Source organism: Flavobacterium oncorhynchi (genome assembly GCF_002217355.1).
Classification (GTDB): Bacteria; Bacteroidota; Bacteroidia; order Flavobacteriales; family Flavobacteriaceae; genus Flavobacterium; species Flavobacterium oncorhynchi.
In genome coordinates this window covers 228,572-249,599 of record NZ_MUHA01000003.1, presented here as the reverse complement: position 1 = coordinate 249,599, position 21,028 = coordinate 228,572, and the positions used below count along the sequence as shown (strand labels likewise).

The 21,028-nt window shown below is 34.0% G+C and carries 10 protein-coding genes; 2 read left to right on the top strand and 8 right to left on the bottom strand.

The features are described from left to right. Positions 1 to 76: 76 nt before the first annotated feature. From B0A75_RS02125 to B0A75_RS02100, 6 genes are all read right to left on the bottom strand, one after another. A complete protein-coding gene (locus B0A75_RS02125) occupies positions 77 to 1,831 on the bottom strand; it encodes a cellulase family glycosylhydrolase (protein ID WP_089052641.1) in 1,755 nt (584 codons plus the stop codon). A gap of 30 nt (positions 1,832 to 1,861) precedes the next feature. Next, the gene (locus tag B0A75_RS02120) at positions 1,862 to 3,334 is read right to left on the bottom strand and encodes a glycoside hydrolase family 30 protein (RefSeq protein ID WP_089052640.1); all 1,473 of its coding nucleotides are present in this window, start codon (positions 3,332 to 3,334) and stop codon (positions 1,862 to 1,864) included. 168 nt (positions 3,335 to 3,502) lie between these two features. Then, positions 3,503 to 4,957 (bottom strand): glycoside hydrolase family 30 protein, encoded by a 1,455-nt coding sequence (locus B0A75_RS02115; RefSeq protein ID WP_089052639.1) that lies wholly within the window; start codon positions 4,955 to 4,957, stop codon positions 3,503 to 3,505. Between the two features lie 140 nt (positions 4,958 to 5,097). After that, positions 5,098 to 5,964, bottom strand: a complete 867-nt coding sequence (locus B0A75_RS02110) for a hypothetical protein (RefSeq protein ID WP_123872301.1) — start codon at positions 5,962 to 5,964, stop codon at positions 5,098 to 5,100. A gap of 29 nt (positions 5,965 to 5,993) precedes the next feature. Further along, complete coding sequence (locus B0A75_RS02105; RefSeq protein ID WP_089052637.1) at positions 5,994 to 7,505, bottom strand: RagB/SusD family nutrient uptake outer membrane protein; 1,512 nt, start codon at positions 7,503 to 7,505, stop codon at positions 5,994 to 5,996. Between the two features lie 14 nt (positions 7,506 to 7,519). Continuing rightward, positions 7,520 to 10,630, bottom strand: a complete 3,111-nt coding sequence (locus B0A75_RS02100) for a SusC/RagA family TonB-linked outer membrane protein (protein ID WP_089052636.1) — start codon at positions 10,628 to 10,630, stop codon at positions 7,520 to 7,522. Between the two features lie 414 nt (positions 10,631 to 11,044). Here B0A75_RS02100 and B0A75_RS02095 point away from each other — a divergent pair, with 414 nt between their 5' ends. After that, on the top strand, positions 11,045 to 13,846 hold the full coding sequence (locus B0A75_RS02095; protein WP_244284331.1) for a helix-turn-helix and ligand-binding sensor domain-containing protein: 2,802 nt from the start codon (positions 11,045 to 11,047) through the stop codon (positions 13,844 to 13,846). Between the two features lie 37 nt (positions 13,847 to 13,883). On the opposite strand, the gene B0A75_RS02090 is transcribed toward B0A75_RS02095, so the two are convergent. Both B0A75_RS02090 and gldJ read right to left on the bottom strand, forming a co-directional pair. Then, a complete protein-coding gene (locus B0A75_RS02090; protein ID WP_089052634.1) occupies positions 13,884 to 15,170 on the bottom strand; it encodes a UDP-N-acetylmuramoyl-tripeptide--D-alanyl-D-alanine ligase in 1,287 nt (428 codons plus the stop codon). Between the two features lie 118 nt (positions 15,171 to 15,288). Then, on the bottom strand, positions 15,289 to 16,974 hold the full coding sequence (gene gldJ / locus B0A75_RS02085; RefSeq protein WP_089052633.1) for a gliding motility lipoprotein GldJ: 1,686 nt from the start codon (positions 16,972 to 16,974) through the stop codon (positions 15,289 to 15,291). 213 nt (positions 16,975 to 17,187) lie between these two features. Here gldJ and porU point away from each other — a divergent pair, with 213 nt between their 5' ends. Next, positions 17,188 to 21,024 (top strand): type IX secretion system sortase PorU, encoded by a 3,837-nt coding sequence (gene porU / locus B0A75_RS02080; RefSeq protein WP_089052632.1) that lies wholly within the window; start codon positions 17,188 to 17,190, stop codon positions 21,022 to 21,024. Positions 21,025 to 21,028 lie beyond the last annotated feature (4 nt).

Here is a 21,028-nt window from a genome sequence, read left to right as displayed (position 1 = left end):
TACGTTAGGATAATCAATATTAAATATATCATCACGTTTTATTTTGTTTCTTAAACAAGAAAATTGATATTTCTTTTTACTTTTTTGAATTTCCTTTTTTATTCTCCGAAAAATCTAAATAGTTTAAATTAAAACCTCCTTTTTCAAAAACGGCTTTAATTTTGTTTTGTCCTGCATTCAGTTCGACATCAGTTAAGATTATGGTTTTCCATTTTTCATTTCCTCCGGTGGCTGGTAATGTTATCGATTTTGATGTTCCTTTTTCGGTTTCTAAATGAATTCTGCCTTCTGCTTTTTCACTTGAATATCGTATAGCAACATTGTATTTATTCTGCTTTTTAACTTCGGCAGTAAACTGCAGCCATTCGCCGTCTTCAATAAATGAAACTTGATAACCGTTTGATCCTGAGTCTTTGCATGGCAGAATATCTACACCGTCATTTCGCATTGTGTTTCCTTTATTCCAATCTTCAAATTTGTTAGTTTCAACTCTGTAGTTCACAAAATCTTTATCGGAGTATGCGTAACCGTTTGTTCCTAAATCATAATGTGTTGCTGCAATTTTTCCGGGAATTATATTTTTCTTGTACGCCTTAGTATCATTTGTGTGTACTTGTCTAAACATCGCATCAATTACATCTGGTTTAACGGTTACGTTTTCCATTTTGTAATTATCTGCCATTTTCATTAATGTTTTTTTAGAAAAATCTGCTGTTGGTTTTTGTCCGCCGTCTTTCCAATATTTCAGTAAAACATCATATTCTGGAATTTTAGTAACTGAGGTTACTCCTGCAATGTTTTCGATTTTTTTCATTGGCCAAAATGCCCATCCAATATTATTGGTTTCCATCAGCGTAAGTGCATCTTTAAACCAAACATTAGAATTTTCTCCGCTTTCTCCTAACCAAATTGGCACGTTGTACTGTGTTCTATAATCAAGCATTTTCTGGATTGATTCTTTAGTATTATAGTTCCAATATTTATGAAAACTCAATGCCATATTATCATCCCATAAAGGAAAAATTCCATTGTAATTATTTCCCCAGCAGTTTCCTTCAATAAAAATCAAATGATTGGTATCGACTTCACGAATTGCTTTTGTAACAGCAGCCATTAGATCTCTCAAAGGTCCGTTTGAGTTTTCATCACAGCCATTTTTATTTGTTCCTGTAAAATTCCAGTTGGGTTCATTAATAATATCATACGCTCCAATCCATGGATTGTCTCTATAACGAGAAGCTAGTTTTTTCCATAAAGCAATCATTTTTTTCTGATTGGCTTCACTTTCCCATAATGATGGTTTTGTCGTATCGTAATCAGAAATTGCAGCATCATTTCCTTGTCCGCCCGGAGCTGCGTGTAGATCTAGAATAAGATAAATTTTGTTTTCGGCACACCATTTCAGTAAATTATCTGTCATTGTAAAACCTTCTTCTATCCAAGTGATTTCACCATTTTTTTCTTCTTCAATTGGCGGTGTATATAGATTATAATGCATTGGCAGACGGATCGAATTGAACCCCCATGCTGCTAAAGAATCTACATCTCGTTTTGTTAATCCGTTTGCTTTGTAAGCCGCATAAAACTCTTTTGTTCCCTGCTCGCCAATAACATCCTGAATTTTCTGTTTTATTATATATTGCGGACTGGCAAAGGGCTGTGTCTGCATCATGTATCCTTCCTGTACCATCCACCCGCCTATACCAAGTCCTCTTAGTAGAATATTCTTTCCGTTGCCATCAACAATTTTCTGCCCATCTCTATGTAAAAAACCTTGTCCTGCAACGGCAATCGAACACAAAAACTGTACTGCTATTATTATTTTTTTCATTTGAAAACTATTTTATTTTTTACTTGATTTTTATTTCCAAGTATAGGTTGCGACTGAACCTGCTTCTAAAGAGGTTGTGATCCATTTATCATTGAACTTGATATTGAAAACTTCTACAGCAGTTCCGTCATTTTCAACTATTAAAACTTTTGAACCTGATGGGGTTAAGAATGCCACATTTTGAAGATTTCCGCTTGTATTACTAGCAATTCTAACAGAACCTGCTGGAACAAATTTTGAAGCGTGTGCAATAATATAATAGGCAACGTTTCGCTGAAAATTTTCGATTGATGTTACCGTTAAAGCTCCTTTGCAGGTGTTACATCCACCAGGAGTATGAGGTTCGTAATTGCTGTTGTTGGCTAAATTCCATTCTAATGCATTCTTGCTGTAGTTTCTCATTGAACCAATAACTACATTTCGCATATGCCATTTTAGATCTCCTCCGAAATTTCCTGTTGAGGCGGTATATTGCTCTGTGAAATACACATTTTTTGTTGGATAAGCATTGTAAACATTGGATAATGCGCTGATGTCTCCTGCGTACAAATGAAAAGCTGATCCGTCTACAAAAGGAAAAGCATCTGCATCTGCTAAAATTGCTTTTGGATAACTTATGTTATCGCAGTTATGATCGTAAATAATAATTTTGACATTTAAATTGGCCGCTTTAAAGGCTGGACCTAAACTTGTTTTTATAAAAGCAGCCTGCTCTGCTGCCGACATATACATACTAGGATTATTCCCGTCGTGTAATGGTTCATTTTGTGGTGTTACGGCATCAATTGTAATTCCTTCAGCTTTCATTTGCTGAATGTATTTCACAAAGTATTTAGCATAAGCATCATAATATTTTGTTTGCAGTTTTCCGCCTATAAAGCTGTCTTTGTCTTTCATCCACAAAGGAGCAGACCAAGGAGTTGCGAGTATTAAAATTTTAGGATTGATTGCTAAAATTTCTTTTAAAAGTGAAATTACTCCTGCTTTATCTTTATCCAAACTAAATTTTACCAAATCCAAATCGGTTTCTCCAGTCGCAAGATCATTATAAGTAAAAGGAGATGCGTTTAAATCTGAAGCTCCTATGCTAATTCTTAAGTAGCTTACTCCTATCGAATTTTCGCCTGAACCAAAAAGTTCTTGCAAAAGAGCACTCTTTTTTGCTGGTGTTAATTGGTTAATTACTTCAGCGCTTCCACCTGTCAGCGTATAGCCAAAACCATCTATTGTTTGATACTTTTGTGATGCATTTACTTCAATATTTGGATAGATATTGTATGTGGTTCCAAATCCTAAAGTTCCAGATTGTTTTGCCAGTAAAACACTTTGATCTCCTTTTGTCAGCCAAAAATCGACATCGTTTGTAACAACAATTGGAGGTACAACAGGCGGTAAAACCAGAGCGGGATCAGCAGCATCATTTGACGAAGAGCACTTTATTTGCGAAAATACTGCCAATATGAAAAACAGTGCTTTTATTGTGTTTTTAAAGTTTAGTTTCATTTTTACATTTTTTTAACCTGATAAACAACATATTACAACCAAATCAACTTGTAATAAAATAACTTACAATCACTTTTACATTACATAAAAAAAGCAATTTCAAATACAAAAAAAATTGAGGGTCGAAATGGATGATTCAAATCAACCCTCTTATTTACTTAAAACACCCTAGTAAACTAGTGTTTGTATGGCGTGAGCTGGAATTTTAACGATTGTTTTTTCAGCTCCAATAATTAAATTGTAATTCAATTCTTTATCTGTTTGATTCATTACAATTGTTGCCATTGTACCATTGGTATTTAAAAATGAAGTACTGAACAATCCGCTTCTGCTTACTGCTGTACTTACTCTTACGGCATTTAAATGGATGAATTTTGAAAAATGCCCAATATAATAATAAGATGGTGTGTAGATTAACTCACCTGTTTTTGTGTCAGCATGAATTGGAGCAAAACAAAAATTCCCAACGTGATTTGGCCCTCCTTTTTCATCTAAAAGAATATTCCAATCCGTCCATCCCGCAGTTCCGTTGTTAAAATCATTCATCATAGAAATTCCATATCTTTCTCCATTTGCCCAAAATTGATATCTTTTAGCATCAAATTTCTCCACACAGCCTTCTGTAAACAATAGTTTTTTATCAGGATATGCCTCGTTTACTTTGGCTACATTATCAAACATTGATGAACCGCCAGACCAGTTTTCGTACCAGTGAAACCCCATTCCCCAAACATATTTTGATGCTTCTGGATCGGAATAAATTACGTTTGCTCTGTAATTCATTAAATCACGATTGTGATCCCATGCAATGATTTTTACGTCACCCAGTTTTTCTTTTTTTAATGTTGGTCCTAGAAAATTTTTAATAAAATCCCTCTCAGCTTCAGCAGAATAAATACATGATTCCCAAGTTTGGGTTGCCATTGGTTCATTTTGTGTAGAGGTTCCCCAAATTGGAATTCCTTCTTTCTCGTATGCTTTTATAAACTTTACATAAAAATCTGCCCATGTTTGGTAGTATTCTGGTAATAAAGTTCCGCCTTTCAAGATATTTTTGTTGCTTTTCATAAAAGCATTTGGCGACCATGGCGCAACGTAAGTCAGTAATTTACCGCCCGCTGTTTGAATGGCTTGTTTGATTAACGGAATTCGGTATTGTTTGTCGTGTTCAATCGAAAAAGTTTTTAAATCTTTGTCACCCTCTTTGATATAAGAATAGCTTTCACTGCTAAAATCAGAACTTTGTATTGTGGTTCTTAGCAAAGAATAGCCTATTCCTTTTTGTTTATCATAGTAGGCATTTAAAAATTCTGTTTGTTTTTCTTTTGAAAGTTTAGCAAAAACTTCAGCACTTGCGTCTGTTATTGCGCCGCCGATTCCCATAAAAGTTTGGAATTTTTTTGACGGTTCAACAAAAACGGATACTTCAGTTTCCAGAGGCTGTTTTGCTGCCGAAAAGGATAAATTATCTGTTGAAGTTAATCTTAAATTAGTATTCTCAGCAGTTGTATAAACCGTAACTTTCTTTCCGTTGGTTGTAAATTCTTTCTTTGCTTTTGTCTGCTGGGCAAGTGCCGACAGCGAGAACAAAAAGCACAGAATCTTTAAACTATTTTTTTTCATTCTTTCCTTAAATTATTAAATTCTAAATAGAAGTTTTTATTTCAGAAGCTCTTTTTCTGACCGTTTAAGGATTTAAAAAATAGCCCATACTCATAAATGATTATGGGCTATTTGCAACCAAACTTAAACTTAACTTAAACTTACTTTCCTCTTAATTCGACACTTTTAATGGTAATTCCGCCTGGAGCGATTCCACCGCCGCATCTAATCATTAGATATATTTTTCCTGTAGTACTAAATTTAACCACATTGCTTACAGCATCTAGTTTTGCATTTTTAGTACACCCGATAGATGATAATTTACCCGAAACAGGGTTCTTACCGCAGCCATCCCAAGTATTTAAGCCCATTACTTTTCCGCCGTCGCTATAATCGCCAGAAACTGTTGCTGGATCTTTTTCGCCTGCATAAACTTCAAACCACATATCTGTAGAGGCACCTCCCGAAACTACCATATCAATAGTGTATTCTTTGTCTTTTACTACATCTATAGCTTGATAAATTCCGGCGTGACCTCCGCTTACAGTTGCTCCTTTATCACTATAAACCCAGTCGCCTGTTGCTTCATAAATAACTTTTTTCCAGTTAGCCTGATCTGCAGCTGTTTTAAAAGAACCGCCTTTTACAAGATTTCCCTTTGCTAAATCAGTGGTTGCAACTACAAGTTGAGAACTTGCGGTTCCTGTAGCTCCGCCTGCACCCACTGCTGTATGGGTGATTGTGTAGGTTCCTGCATCTGGCAATGTAATGATCTCATTCATTTTTCCTGGATATTCACCGTCTCCGGTATTCCATCTTGAAGAGATAACGTTTTTTGTTTGTGCAACTAAAAGATAGGTGTTTGATGCTCCTTGAACTGGAGTTACTGTAAATGCTGCATCAATATTACTTCCTATTAAAACGTTGGCATTACCCGTTTCATCATCACAACTTATTAATGTTCCTAACCCTAATGCCAAAGTCAGCATTAGGAAAGTACTTTTTTTCAAATTTATATTTAGGTTCATATTCTTTGTTTTTGGTTAATTAGTTTCGACTATTGATAATTAGGATTTTGTTTCAATTTAGTACCGTTAAGTTCAGTGTACGGAATTGGAAATATCTCATCTGTACCTGCATCAAAACCTCTATCTGCTAATGCTGCTGGAGCATCTCCCCATCTAACTAAATCAAAAAATCGATGACCTTCACCAGCTAATTCCATTCTTCTTTCATTTTTAATAGCCGCTAATGTTACAGGTATAGAACCTAAACCAACTCTTTTTCTAACGGCATCAAGTAATTTTTGTGCTCTGTCTCCAGATCCTAAAGCTTCTGCTTCCATTAAGTAAGTGTCTGCAAGTCTGATGATATAAGAGTTTTGTTTGTAGTTCAACTCTGCATTACCACCTCCGGTACGAACATCAGATTGTCTTGGCAAGTATTTATTCAAGAAATAGCCTGTGTCTTGATAAGCTGGAATATAGTCGATTTGACCAGCGGCTTTAAGTGCTTTCAAATCTAAAATTGTAGCTCCAAATCTAGGATCATCTTTCATTGCATTATACAATTTTTGAGTAGCCACATTAAAAGCCCATCCGGAAGGAAGATCTGGCGCAGTAGAACCTTCTGTCAACACATATCCTCTTGGTCCAACCATAACGTTTAGAGAGTTTCCTTCATCTTTACCAGTTCCCCAAAATGTCCAGTCAGAATTACCTGCACTTGTATGAGATACTTCTAAAAGTGACTCTGCATTAAATTTCTTTGAAGTGTCCCATAAATCACTAAACTTATCCAGTAACTTATTTCCATATTGATTTTCAATGCCTGGCGTTCCATTTACTTCTGCAAGAACAGTGGCCGCTTCGGCTTTTTTACCTTCAAACAAAAGCACTTTTCCTAATATGGCTTGAGCTGCGCCTTTATTAAGTCTTCCCGCTTCAGTCTCTGGTGTTACTTTATTTGGTAAAGCTGTAATCGCTTCTTTTAAATCTTTTTCTATTTGTGCATAAATTACATCTGGTGTAACTTGTTCTGGATCGTAAATAGTCTGCGTATTTAGAGGTACTAAAACCAATGGAATGTTTTTAAACAATCTTACCAAGTTAAAATAGTACAGGGCACGTAATGCTTTTGCTTCTGCAGCAAATCTAGCTCTTACACCATTATCCATTGTAGCTGCAGGAAGTTTTTCGATCAACAAATTAGCTCGAGACACACCTTGATAGTGGTCATTCCAGTAACTCCCCGGAACACTGATTGAAGTAAGTGAGTGTGTAGAGAAATTCTGAATTCCATTTCCATCTGTTGCACTACCTCCTCCAGCATAAAAATCATCAGATCCAGCGTTTAACATTGCTACTAAATTTTCAAAACCTCCAGTGTTTTTTCTTAACGGATCGTAAACTCCCATTAAGGCTGCATAACATTGCTGCTCATTTGAAAAATAAGTGCTTGTATCAAATTTTCCTTCTGGGTTAATGGTGACAAAATCCTCAGAGCAAGATCCTCCTAGAGCTGCCATTGCTATAGCAATATATATGTATTTAAATTTTATAGTTTTCATAATTCTTTAATTTTTTAAAATTGAACATTCGCGCCAAACAAAATAGATCTTGCTTGTGGATAAACTCCTTTATCTACACCAAATACTTGACCTCCAATTTCTGGATCGTATCCGCTGTATTTTGTAAATGTGATTAAATTTTCACCTGTTAAGTAAAAACGAACTTTATCTGCACCAATTTTAGATGATAAGTTAGTTGGCATTGTGTATCCAACTTGAACAATTTTCAAACGCACGTAATTTCCATTTTCAAGATAAAAATTAGACATATTACTGTAGTTTTTATTTGGATCATCGTTTGTTAATCTAGGATAGTCGTTTGAAGTTCCTTCTCCAACCCAGCGGTCTAAAGCTTTTGTTTGATAGTTTGCATTCAAAACATCAAGTCTTCTTAAACCTTGAAAAATTTTGCTTCCAGCAGCTCCTTGCGCAAATGCCATAAAATCAAAGTTTTTGTAATCTAAATTTAAAGTAAGTCCAAATGTATATTTAGGAATATTTGTTCCTAAAAACTGTTTGTCATCATCTGTAATTGAACCATCTCCATTTGAATCTACCCAGCGGAAATCTCCCGGTCTGGCTTTTGGCTGCATCAACTCTCCTTTTGCATTTTTATAGGCTGCAACTTCTGCTTCATTTTGAAAAATTCCTGCAGTTTTGAAACCATAAAATTCGTTGAATGAGTGCCCAACTTGTGTTCTTGTTACTGGTCCCATAGACTGGAAACTTGCATCTCCAACAATATAGTTTGTAGATGATCCTACGTAAGTGATTTCATTTTTTAAATAGGCAAAGTTTCCGTTTACACCTAAATTAAATTCTCCAAGTCTTTTCTTGTATCCTAATTCAATTTCAAAACCACTGTTGTTCATATCAGCAATATTTGCAGAAGGCGGATCAACAACTCCAACATATCCAGGAATAACAACATCTCTTAAAATTCCCGTTGTTCTCTTTTTATAGTAGTCTACAGAAAGATTAAAATCATTAAAAAGTTTTGCGTCAAGACCAATTGTTGTTTGCGATGTTTCTTCCCATCCTAAATCAGCATTAGGCAGTGTAGAGTTCCCATATCCTGTTGTAATTGCACCTTCATTTCCAACAGAGTAATTGTACCCTCCAACAACTAAACCTCTATATTTGAAATCATTAATGTTATCATTACCAACAACTCCATAACCTCCACGCAGTTTTAAAGAATTAACTACATTATTTTCTTTCCAGAATCCTTCTTTAGAAATTACCCATCCTAAAGAGAATGAAGGGAAAACTCCGAATTTTTTGTTTTCACCAAAACGAGTCGACCCATCACGGCGAACAATTCCTGTAAAAAGGTATTTTTCTTTAAAATCATAGTTAGCACGTAAAAACAACGATGCCAATTTGTGCTCTACAAAATCCTCAGCTGCATTAACCCTGTCTGTTTGTGGAATATCAAAATTGAAAGAAGCATCTTTGTAGCTTGTAATTGGTAAACCAAACATAGTTACACCAATCATACCACCAATGTTTTCAACATAAGCTCCTTGTCCAGCAAGAATGTTTACATTATGATCACCGAATTTGTTAGAATAGGTCAGGATATTTTCAAGAGTCCAAGAAAATGATTTTCTGTTTTCCTGCATGTAGTTGTTTCTATCCGCTTTCATATTTGGATTTAGGAAAAAAACCGGTGTAAAACCTTCTTTCCCCCAATAAGCCAATTTACCGCCAAGTGTAGTTCTAAATTTTAAATGGCTGGTAATATTAGCTTCTAAATAAGCGTTTCCAACAAAATCATCTGACCAGTTAAATGCTCCTAATCTAGTTTGCATGAAACCTAGTGGATTGGTCATTTCTTGTTGTACTAAAGACGAAATTCCGTAAGGACGTCCGTTTGCATCTCTAACTACATTTGGATTTGCATAAAAACCTGTACCATCTACTGCTGGATCAGTAACAACAAGTGGAGTAATTGGGTCTAAGTTAATTGCAGAACTTAAAGGCCCTCCAAATTCAGTATTTGGATTATCAAGACCTTTAGTTTTTTGGTGTGTATAACCAAAAGTTTGTCCAAATGTAAAGTAATCAGAAATTTTGTGTGTTGAATTTAAACGGAAATTTTTCTTTGTATAGTTTGAAATTTCTGTTGCCACAATTCCCTCTTGATCTTGTATTCCGAACGAAGCATAAAAAGTAGATCTTTCACCTCCGCCGCTGATGCTTAATTCATGTGTATATCTAAAAGCTGAATCATTAAAAATAGCATCCTGCCAATCTGTACCTTTTCCTAAAGCAGCAGGATTTGTATATTTAATTGGGCCTCCATCAGCCATTGATTTTTCGTTCATAAGAGCACCGTATTGTGCTGCGTTAAGAAGATCTAATCGTTTAGCAGGAGTTGAAATTCCAGCAAAGCCATTATAGTTTACAGATATTTTTCCTGATTTTCCTTTTTTAGTCGTAACTAAGATAACTCCCGTAGCAGCACGAGTACCGTAAATCGCCGCAGAAGCTGCGTCTTTAAGAACTTCTATAGATTCAATATCACTTTGGTTAATAAAACCAACCGCATTTGCATCTACTGCAATACCATCAACAACCCATAACGGATCATTACCTCCTTCTCTAAAAGTAGTTATACCTCTAATACGAACCTTTGATTTTTCACCAGGTTGTCCAGAAACAGCAGCTACAGAAACACCCGCTGCACGACCTTGCAGAGTTTGTTCGACTCTTCCGTTTGGAACTTTTTCAAGATCTGCCGCTTTTACACTGGAGATTGCTCCAGTAACAACTGATTTCTTTTGAGTTCCATATCCTACAACCACTACTTCATTCAGGGATTGAGATTCTGGTGATAACTTAATTGTAATTTTTGTTCGACCATTTACAGCTTCAGTAACTGTAGTGTATCCAATAAATGTAACTGTCAAAACTCCATTTGAAGGTACTTGTAATTGAAATTTTCCATCAAAATCAGATGCGGTTGACTTAGTTGTACCTTTTAGTACAATTGTTGCACCCGGAACTGGCATTCCACTTTCGTCATTTATTATTCCACTAACTGTGACATCCTGAGCCACCGCTATAACCGAGAATAACAAAGACGAAACACAAAAAATAAGTAATTTTGTTAATTTCATTTTTCTAAAAATTTTGGTTAATTAATTAGTAATTTGATGCAATAATAATGTTAATATTTTACTATCAACAACTAGAATTCCTTACAAAAACACATCAAACTTATTTTTTACACATTACAAAAACACATCAAATTTTACATAAATATTTAATTTTCAAATATTTAAATCCAAAATAAACGATGTTATCAAAATGTTAATTATAAAAATAAACACTACACTATTATAAGATTGCTTATTTTTATTAAAAAAACACTACCCTACATCGTAATAGTACCCAAAAAACAAATATAAAACACTACAAACAAGCACTTTAACACATCTATTCCTTTACAAACCAAAAAAACAACCAAATTGACGAAACCATACATTTATATCATTTTTTTTACATTATTCACAATCTCAATTTTTTCGCAGGTGAAAAATATTGGCCTTCCAGATGTCAGAAATTACAAACGAAACGAATACAAAGGCGGCACCCAAAACTGGAATATTGATCAAGACAAAAACGGAAATCTATATTTTGCTAATAATAATGGCTTGCTGCAATTTGACGGAGCGACATGGCGAAAATATCCTTTGCCAAACTTAACTTCTGTTAGATGTTTAAAAATTGACAAATCAGGAAAAATCTTTGTAGGAGGTTATAATGAGTTTGGGTATTTTAAACCTGATCATAACGGGCGGCTTAAATACACTTCATTGGCTAAAAAAGTGGATAAAAACAAAATTAAAATCATCGATTTTGTCTGGAAAATTCATTCTATTGGTGATCAAACTATTTTCCAATCTTTTGCCAGAGCCTATATTTTTAAAGATGATAAGTTAACCATACTAAAAGCTCCAAAAAGGTTTCAGTTCTCATTTGTTGTTAATGGGAAACTCTATTTTCAAGATGTCGAAAAAGGAATCCTAGAATATAGAAATGGTAACCTTTATGTTTTACCAAATACCACAAGCTTGAACGATACCGAAATTTGGGCCATGCATTCTATTTCAAAAGATAAAATGCTGATTGTTACACTTGAGAAAGGCTTGTTCCTTTACGAAAACAACAATATTGTTCCTTGGAACACTGAAGCAAACAGCTTTGTTAAAAAGAACAATTCATTAGGTGCCGTACTTATCAACAACAAATTTATTGTACTGAATACGGTATTAGACGGAATTATTATCTGCGATTTTAATGGCAAAATAATCCAACATATTAATAGAAAAAAGGGATTACAAAACAATACGGTTTTAACTTCATTTATAGATAATAAAAGTAATCTTTGGCTTGGACTGGATAACGGAATTGCTTTTGTTAACGAAACTTCTCCTTTTACTTATTTCGGATTTAGTTATGATATTAGTACGGTATATGCTTCTGTTATCTTTCAAGGAAATTTGTATGTAGCAACCAATCAAGGTGTTTTTTATCATGCTTGGAACAACAGCTTTAAGGAAGATGTTTTTAAATTGGTTGAAGGAACTACGGCTCAATCTTGGAATGTTCAGGTAATTGACAATGAATTAATATGTGCAAACAACAGAGGCGCCCTCGTTATTAAAGGTGATAAAGTAACTCGTGTAATTGATTCTAGAGGTTATTTTGGTTTTAAAAAAATACCTAGTCACCCGGGATTCTTTATTGGTTCCAATTATGATGGTTTTGCCATTTTTCAAAAAACAGCGAGCGGATTAATATTCAAAAATCAAGTTTCTGGATTTGACAAATCATCAAATAGTTTTGAACTTGATCAATTATATTTCTGGCTTAAAAAAGACGAATCTATTTATAGAATGGCCTTAAGTGAAGACTTAACAAAATTTGCCAGCATTAAAAAAATTGATCAATTGACCCCTAGGTTTAAAAACATAGGAAGTCTTCAAAAAATTGGAGGAAAAATTTATTTTCAAACTAATAATCATTTCTATAAATACTCAAGTGAGCAAGACTTATTTTATGAAGACAAAAACATAACAGCACTCTTTAAAAATATACCTGTAATAAACGCTTTAAGCGAAGATTCTCAATCAAATTTATGGTATACATTTGATGAGTCATTGGGGGTATTAATGAAAGAGAAAAATCACTACAGTAATAGTATTGTTCCTTTTTCAAACTTAACTGGCAATTTAGTGAGCAACCATTTATCAGTAAATACGATCGACTCTAAAAATATTTTTATTGGATTAACCGATGGATTGGCTCATTATGATTTTAGCTTACAAAGTGCTCATAATACTAAACCTAAAGCTTTTATCCGAAGTTTTTCATTTCCGGGTGATACTATTGTAATTGGAAACAATCAAACTAGAATCGAAAATATTCGTATACCTTACGTTTCAAATAATGTTCGTTTTACCTTTTCATCGCCAACTTATGAGAATCTAGAGAATGTCCAGTTTTCGTATCAGCTAGAGCCTTTTGATGACAAATGGAGTAATTGGTCTGTGATATCATTTAAAGAGTACACAAACTTACGAGAAGGAGATTACACAATGAGGGTTAAGGTTCGAAACAGTTACGGAATTCAATCTGATCCATCGGCTGTTACTTTTACCATTTCTCCTCCTTGGTACAGACATTTTTTAGCTTTCATGCTTTATTTTATAGTCCTAATTATAGCGATTTATTTTATTTCGGATAGAATTAAAATGAAAATAAGAAAAAACAAGTATTATGAAACTATTGAACAGCGACGTCTTTATCTTGAAAAAGAATCGAGGATCAGGCAAGAGCAATATGACTTGGAAAAAGAAATCGAGAAATTAAAAAATGACAAACTGCAAATTAAAATTTTGGCAAAAGATAAAGAACTAGTTAACAACTCTTTGCAGGTAGTAAAGAAAAACAAAATTCTAAATGGAATCATCCATAAATTAAAAGAAATAGATGTTGAAGCTTTAGATGATTCTACAAAATTTCAAGTCAGTAAACTTAATAAGAGCATTGTAAAAGAAGTAAACACAGATAAAAGCTGGAAGGATTTAGAAAAACACATTAAGAATGTTCATTTTGAGTTTTTAAAGCGTCTGAAGGAAAAATATCCAACAATTTCACCTCGAGAACTGGATTTATCTACTTATTTATTGATGAATATGTCCACCAAAGAAATAGCCGAAATTATGAATATTTCGACTGGAGGTGTAGAATTAGCCCGATACCGTTTAAGGAAAAAACTGGGACTGAATAAAAAAGAAAAACTAATAGGTTTTTTAATGAGTATTTAAATTGAAAAAGCCATTCGAAATAACGAATGGCTTTTTATTATAAGATATATTCTAATGTACGTTCAAGAGCCATTCCTCTTGAGCCTTTAATTAAAATCGTATTATTATTGAACTGAATTGTTTTTAGATAATCTGCAAACGAATCAAATGATTCAAAAAATTTGATCGTGTCACTCAAAATTTTATGTTCGTAAAATGATTTTCCAATCAAATAACTTAAACATTCGTTTTCTCCTGTCAAAGAATCTACTATTATTTTATGTTCTTTTTGACTTTCATGACCTAGCTCAAACATATCGCCAAGAATCATTATTTTTCCTTTGTTTTCTAATTGTACAAAGTTTGCAATCGCAACTGCCATACTGCTTGGATTTGCATTGTAGGCATCTAAAATAATCTCATTTGAACCTTTTTTCAACAACTGTGATCTGTTGTTTTCAGGAATATAATTCTCAATAGCTTCTTTTACTGCCTTATCGTCGACCTCAAAATATTTACCAATAGTTACAGCTGCATTTATATTATTTGCATTGTACAGACCTATTAAATGAGACTCAACAACAAAATGATCATAAGTAACAATCACAAAAGGATTCGCCGTAATATTTTTAATCTTCAAATCTGCATTCTCTTTATTCACTCCAAAAGTGAATGCTTTTATTCCTTGTGATTTTTCGATTTGAATAGGATCTTCAAGATTTACAAAAACAAGTTTGTTATTTTTTGCCAAATATTGATACATCTCGCTTTTTCCTTGTATAACTCCTTCGACGCCGCCAAAACCTTCTAAATGCGCTTTACCAAAATTTGTAATATAACCATAATCTGGCTGAGCTATTTCACATAAAAACTCAATTTCTTTTTTATGATTGGCTCCCATTTCAACAATTCCAATTTCAGTTTCTCTTGTAAAAGACAAAAGTGTCAGCGGAACTCCAATATGATTATTTAAATTACCAATTGTTGCTTTTGTTTTAAACTTCTTAGACAATACAACATTTATCAGCTCTTTGGTAGTGGTTTTTCCATTACTTCCGGTAAGAGCTATAATAGGCAATTTCAAATAGGTTCTATGATATTTTGCAAGCTCCTGCAAGGTTTCCAAGCTGTTTTTCACAAGGATAGTTCGTTCATCGATCAAATAAGATTCGTTGTCAATAATAACAAATAACGCTCCTAAATCGAGTGCTTTTTGAGTAAAAGTATTGGCATCAAAATTCTCTCCTTTAATGGCAAAAAACATTGATTCTTTTTCAATTTTCCTTGTGTCAATTGAAACTGATTTACATTGTAAAAACAAATTATGAATGTCCTGAATATTCATTTAATTTTTTATTTAATAGACCATAAAAATAGAAAAAAACAATAAAAAAATTCCAAATTCCATACTGAAATATTCAGCTTTTGGAATTTGGAATTTTTTATATTGAAATTTCTAAAACTTAATTTCTAGGTGATTTTTTTCTTTCTGATTTTGCACCTACTCTTGACATAGCACATCTAAATCCGATGTAATCTGTTGCCATATCTTGAGGAAAATATCTTCTTTGAGCTGGATCTAACCAATATGCTCTATCTCTCCAAGAACCTCCTTTGTAAACTCTAACTTTATCATCAATTAAAGTAGTACGTTTACTAGAGTTATCATATTTTCTAATCATTTTACCTAAACTGTCCGTTGTTACGTTATGTTTAGGAGAATTGTACATTGCCTGGTCAGCTTTTGATCCTGATTCAGAATCTCCAAAGTCAAAATATCTTGAAGATTGTTTATCACCATCTCTGTAATTGATATTATTACTTGTACTGAAGTTTTGTCTTAAATATGTTTCTTGCTCATCAACTGGAACCTGAGCGATTTCTCCTGGAAGATTTCTCGCAATTACTTTTCCATTGCTTAATGTGTCATATTTAATAGTAGCAGTTGTAACGATTTCAACTTTACCGTCTTTACCAATTTTGTTTTTAGCATATTGATTTCCTCTATAGTAGTTAAAATCATTTGCTTCATTATCAATAATTGGTCTGTAAACATCGGCAACCCATTCTGCAACGTTTCCTGCCATATCGTATAAACCGAAATCGTTTGGAGCATAACTTTTTACAGAGTTTGTAATATCTGCACCATCATCAGACCAACCTGCAATTCCACCGTAATCACCGTTTCCTTGTTTAAAGTTAGCTAACTGATCACCTCTATTTTTACGTTTCGCTGAACGAGTGTAATCACCAGACCAAGGATATTTCTTTTGTCCTTTGTAAATGTTATATTCTCTTTGTCCAACATCAGCTGCAGCGGCATATTCCCACTCAGCTTCAGTAGGAAGTCTGTATTCTGGTAAAATGATTCCAGAAGAACGTTGTGCGTATACATTTTTCTCTTCAGGAACTACGCCATCTTTTCCAGCTTTTGGTCGTTTTCCGTTTGGATTTTTCTTGATAACAATTTCTTCGCTTCCACCGCGTGAAGTACTAGGAGACATTAAATACCCTTCAGTATTAAATGCATTTTCAGCAGTAACATCACTAGTTTTAGCTCCTTTTTGAAGGTAACCATTTTTCTCTAAAACTGCTTCGTTTACACGGTCAGTTCTCCATTTACTAAATTCAACAGCTTGAATCCAGTTTACACCAACTACTGGGTAGTTTGCATATGATGGGTGTCTTAAATAGTTATTTGTCATCGTTTCGTTATACCCCAAACGATTTCTCCATACTAAAGTATCAGGTGAAGCTCCTTCGTAAATATTCTTGTAATTTTCTTCTGTTGGAGGGAAAACTTTTTTCAACCACTCAAGGTATTCTAAGTACATACCATTGGTAACTTCAGTTTCATCCATATAGAAAGACTGAACGTGTTGCTGAGTAGGTGTGTTATTCCAATCGTGCATAACATCATCTTGTACTTTACCCATAGTAAATGTACCTCCTTCAACAAAAACTAAACCAGGTCCTGCCTGTTGTTTTTTTCCTGCATTTCTAGCAGCAGTTCCATTCTGACTATCTACATCCCAGCCAGTTGCTCTCGAAGCGTGAGTGGAACTCGATTTTTTGCTACAACTAGCCGTGCCCAACATCAATACCATTGACATCATTAATTGCAAGACTACAATTTTGTTTACTTTCATACTCATTCTTAGGTGATAAATTTAGGTGCTGCAATATAATAATTAACATTTAATTAGCAACATCCGTTCTAATAATTTTATTTAGCTGTTTTTTACCAGAAAATAACCTATAGTTACGAACGCAAAAATATACTTTTTATTATTTACTGTAACATGAAATACTATATTTTTACCTACTAATTTTTTTTAAATTAAATTTTGCTTTTTCAGATAATGAAACAGTTTCTAATAGTATACTTTCTATTGCTTCCAATTCTCTCATTCGCTCAGATAAATGGGAGCTTGACACTTGATTGGCAAACCAAAAAGGAGATGAATTACGGCGACTTTAAAACCATAATTCCTTACTTTTCAGGAAATACTTTTCGTTACGACATTACTAAAAAAAACTTAACGCTCCTGCTCAATCTAAATCAGTCAAACATTTCAAATAATTCTTCTGTACAAATTACAAATACCATTTACGAACCAATTTCAAAAGCCGATTTAGGCGACTTAAACCCTGAAAACATCCCAGATAAACTTAACGAATCGTTAAAAAGCACAAGTGCTAGAGACACGAAACAAGCCTTTCTGTTTCTATACCCTATTATAAAGGAAGGAAATAATTTCAAACGTCTGCGATCATTTTCTTATTTCATTACAAACACTGCTTCAAAAAACAGCAATTCAACAGCTTTTCAAAAATCAAATTCTATCATAAATTCCGTATTAGCTTCTGGCGATTGGTATCGTTTTTATGTTGAAAAATCAGGAGTTTACAAAATTTCAAAATCTTTTTTGCAAAGCTTAGGTTTTGATCCCGGAAAAGAAGATCCAAAAAGAATAAAAATCTACGGTAATGGCGGACAAATGCTTCCTTTATCAAACAACATTTATTACCCCGAGGACCTAACCGAAAATGCAATCCAAATTATTGGAGAAAATGACGGTATTTTCAACAACGAAGATTACATTCTTTTCTATGCAGAGGGTGTAGAAAACTGGAACACTGAAAGCCAAACAAACTTAAATCTGTACGATACAAAATCATACTATTATATTACCAGTTCCGGAGGAGAAGGCAAAAGAATCCCAAATGCAAGTCAGCCATCAGGAATCAGTACTTTAGAACTCAATACGTTTGATGACTATCAGTTTCATGAAGTAGACCAAACCAATCTTGTTCATTTAGGAAGGCAATGGCTTGGAGAAGCATTTGACATCAATCAGGAACAAGAGTTTTCTTTTAACTTTCCAAACATTGAGACATCTTCACCAGTAAAAATTGAACTAAATGCAGCCTCGGCAGCCTTTACCCCTACTTCCTTTGTTATTTCTGCAAATGGTCAAAACATTGGAACTATAAACTTCAGCAGCCTTTCAACAAGTTCCGAAATCAAATATCTAACACAAAAATTACCTGCAAATACAACATTTTCTGGTACAGAAAACATAAAAATAAAACTTACCTATAATAACAATGGAGTACCGGGCTCAAAAGGCTTTCTTGACTATATCAATTTAACAGCAAAAAGAAAACTTCTTGGCACAAACAAACAATTCAAGTTTCAATATAACGCTGCCGGCTCGACAATTGGAATTGTAAATTATACTATTGGAAACGCTTCGACAATTTCTCAAATTTGGGATATTACAGACCTATATAATATATCGAAATTTGAAAATCCAAATCAAGTTGTTTTCAGCTTCAAAGCAAACCTTGGAGAAGTTAGAAAATATATTGCACTTGATGCTGCAGATTATTACACTCCTTTAAAAGAAAATCAATCTAAAATTGCAAATCAAAACTTAAAAGGAACACTTTTTAAAAACAATCAAAATAGCTTCCAAGATATTGATTACGCAATTATAACCCCAAAATCATTAACCTCACAAGCAGAAAAATTAGCCGTTTTTCATCGCACAAATTCAAACTTAAATGCAAAAGTTATTACGCTTGAAAATATCTATCAGGAATTTTCATCAGGCAAACAAGACATTGCAGCGATTAGAAACTGCATTAAATACATCTACGACAACGCATCATCTCCAGAAAAAAGAATAAAATACGTAAACCTATTTGGCGATGCTTCTTATGATTACAAAAATAGAATTCCAAACAACACCAATATTGTACCTATTTATCAATCACCAATAAGCAACACAACTGGCGAAGCATCATTTGCTTCTGATGATTTTTATGGCTTAATGGATTCCAACGAAGGAATTGTCGGTTATCCTTTTGGAGGAATTGACATTGCCGTTGGCCGAATGTTAGTTTCCGACAATGTTCAAGCGCAAGAAATGGTCAACAAAGTACTTGAATATCACGACACAAAATCTTATGGAAACTGGAGAAACAACTTCGTTTTAATAAGCGATGATTCCGACCAAAGTTCTGACGCTTCTTTACAAAATCGCCAAAACAATTTAGCAGATGTAATTGCTGCAGAAAAACCTTTTTTCAATATCGACAAAATCATTTTAGACTCTTACACACAAGAAGCTTCTGCCGGCGGATCACGCTACCCAAAAGCTAGAACTGATTTTTTTAACGCTTTTGAAAAAGGAGCTTTAGTTTTTAATTATCTAGGACACGGAGGAGAAGACGGCTTAGCAAGTGAACGAATCTGGGAAAAGTCCGACGGACAAAACCTAAACAATCAATACAAATACCCGCTTTTTATCACAATAACCTGCGAATTTTCAAGATTTGACGACCCGACAAGACCAACTGCTGGCGAATATACTTTTTGGAACCCAAAAGGCGGAGCCATCTCAATGCTCACAACCACTAGAGCGATAGGTCAGTTTAATGCCGAAAATTTCAACGACAATTTAAGTAAAAACCTTCTTTCCTACAGCTCCAATCAATATAACAGCATTGCCGAATCACTGCGGATTTCAAAAAACGAAAACCCAAGTGCCTCCAGCAATATTATCGTATACATAGGCGATCCTGCATTAATGCTCGCTATCCCAAAACCTAAAATTAATTTAACCAAAGTAAATGATATTGCGATTTCGCAGCCAATTCCTGATTTTAAATCATTAGCAAAAATCAAAATCACCGGTGAAGTAACAGACGAAAACAATATTATTTTAAGTAATTACAATGGAGAACTTTCAACTGCCATTTTTGACAAAATGATTACAGCTTCAACATTAAACAATGACGGATACAGCCCTGCAATTTCATTCAAAACTCTTGGAGAAACAATATTTAGAGGAAATGCATCTGTAACTAACGGTCAATTTGAATTTAGTTTTGTTGTACCAAGAGACATTAGAATACCTGTTGACAATGGTCGAATTAGTTTTTATTCAAAGAAAAATCAAGCACTCGAAAACCAAACCGGCAGTACATCTATCATTAAAATTGGCGGTATAAACGAAAATGCACCGCAAGACAATATAAGTCCAAAAGTTAAGTTATATATGAACGATGAGACTTTTGTATCTGGCGGAATCACAAACGATTCTCCCTTTCTTTTAGCATTCTTAGAAGACGAAAACGGCATCAACACTGCCGGCGGAATTGGTCATGATATAATTGCCATTTTGGATGGAGATGTAAACAATCAATATATTTTGAACGATTACTACCAAACAAAATTAGACGACTATACAAACGGAAATCTACGTTTTCCTTTGCGAAATTTAGCTCCAGGTCTGCACACAATTAGTTTCACCGCGTGGGATGTTTACAACAATCCTGTAACAAGCGAAATACAATTTATAGTTGTTGGCGACGATGCATTAACACTAACACACGTTCTTAATTACCCCAATCCATTTTCAACTTATACTCAATTCTGGTTTTCTCACAACAGACCTTATGAGCCGTTGGATGTTCAGGTTCAGGTAATGACAATAACAGGAAAAGTAGTTTGGACAAAAAACCAAATTATTACCACAGAAGGCTTTTTATCCAGAGAAATAACATGGGATGGCAAAGATGATTTTGGCGATCGAATTGGAAAAGGAGTTTACATTTACAAACTTACCGTTCGATCTAATTTAACAAATAAAAAAGCAGAAAAATACGAAAAACTTGTAATTCTATAATAAT

Excerpts from the sequence above, each read along its gene's own strand:
- B0A75_RS02115 (WP_089052639.1), bottom strand. The coding sequence starts at position 4,957 with ATGAAAAAAAATAGTTTAAAGATTCTGTGCTTTTTGTTCTCGCTGTCG.
- porU (WP_089052632.1), top strand. The coding sequence starts at position 17,188 with ATGAAACAGTTTCTAATAGTATACTTTCTATTGCTTCCAATTCTCTCA.
- B0A75_RS02090 (WP_089052634.1), bottom strand. The coding sequence starts at position 15,170 with ATGAATATTCAGGACATTCATAATTTGTTTTTACAATGTAAATCAGTT.
- gldJ (WP_089052633.1), bottom strand. The coding sequence starts at position 16,974 with ATGAAAGTAAACAAAATTGTAGTCTTGCAATTAATGATGTCAATGGTA.
- B0A75_RS02125 (WP_089052641.1), bottom strand. The coding sequence starts at position 1,831 with ATGAAAAAAATAATAATAGCAGTACAGTTTTTGTGTTCGATTGCCGTT.
- B0A75_RS02110 (WP_123872301.1), bottom strand. The coding sequence starts at position 5,964 with ATGAACCTAAATATAAATTTGAAAAAAAGTACTTTCCTAATGCTGACT.
- B0A75_RS02100 (WP_089052636.1), bottom strand. The coding sequence starts at position 10,630 with ATGAAATTAACAAAATTACTTATTTTTTGTGTTTCGTCTTTGTTATTC.
- B0A75_RS02120 (WP_089052640.1), bottom strand. The coding sequence starts at position 3,334 with ATGAAACTAAACTTTAAAAACACAATAAAAGCACTGTTTTTCATATTG.
- B0A75_RS02105 (WP_089052637.1), bottom strand. The coding sequence starts at position 7,505 with ATGAAAACTATAAAATTTAAATACATATATATTGCTATAGCAATGGCA.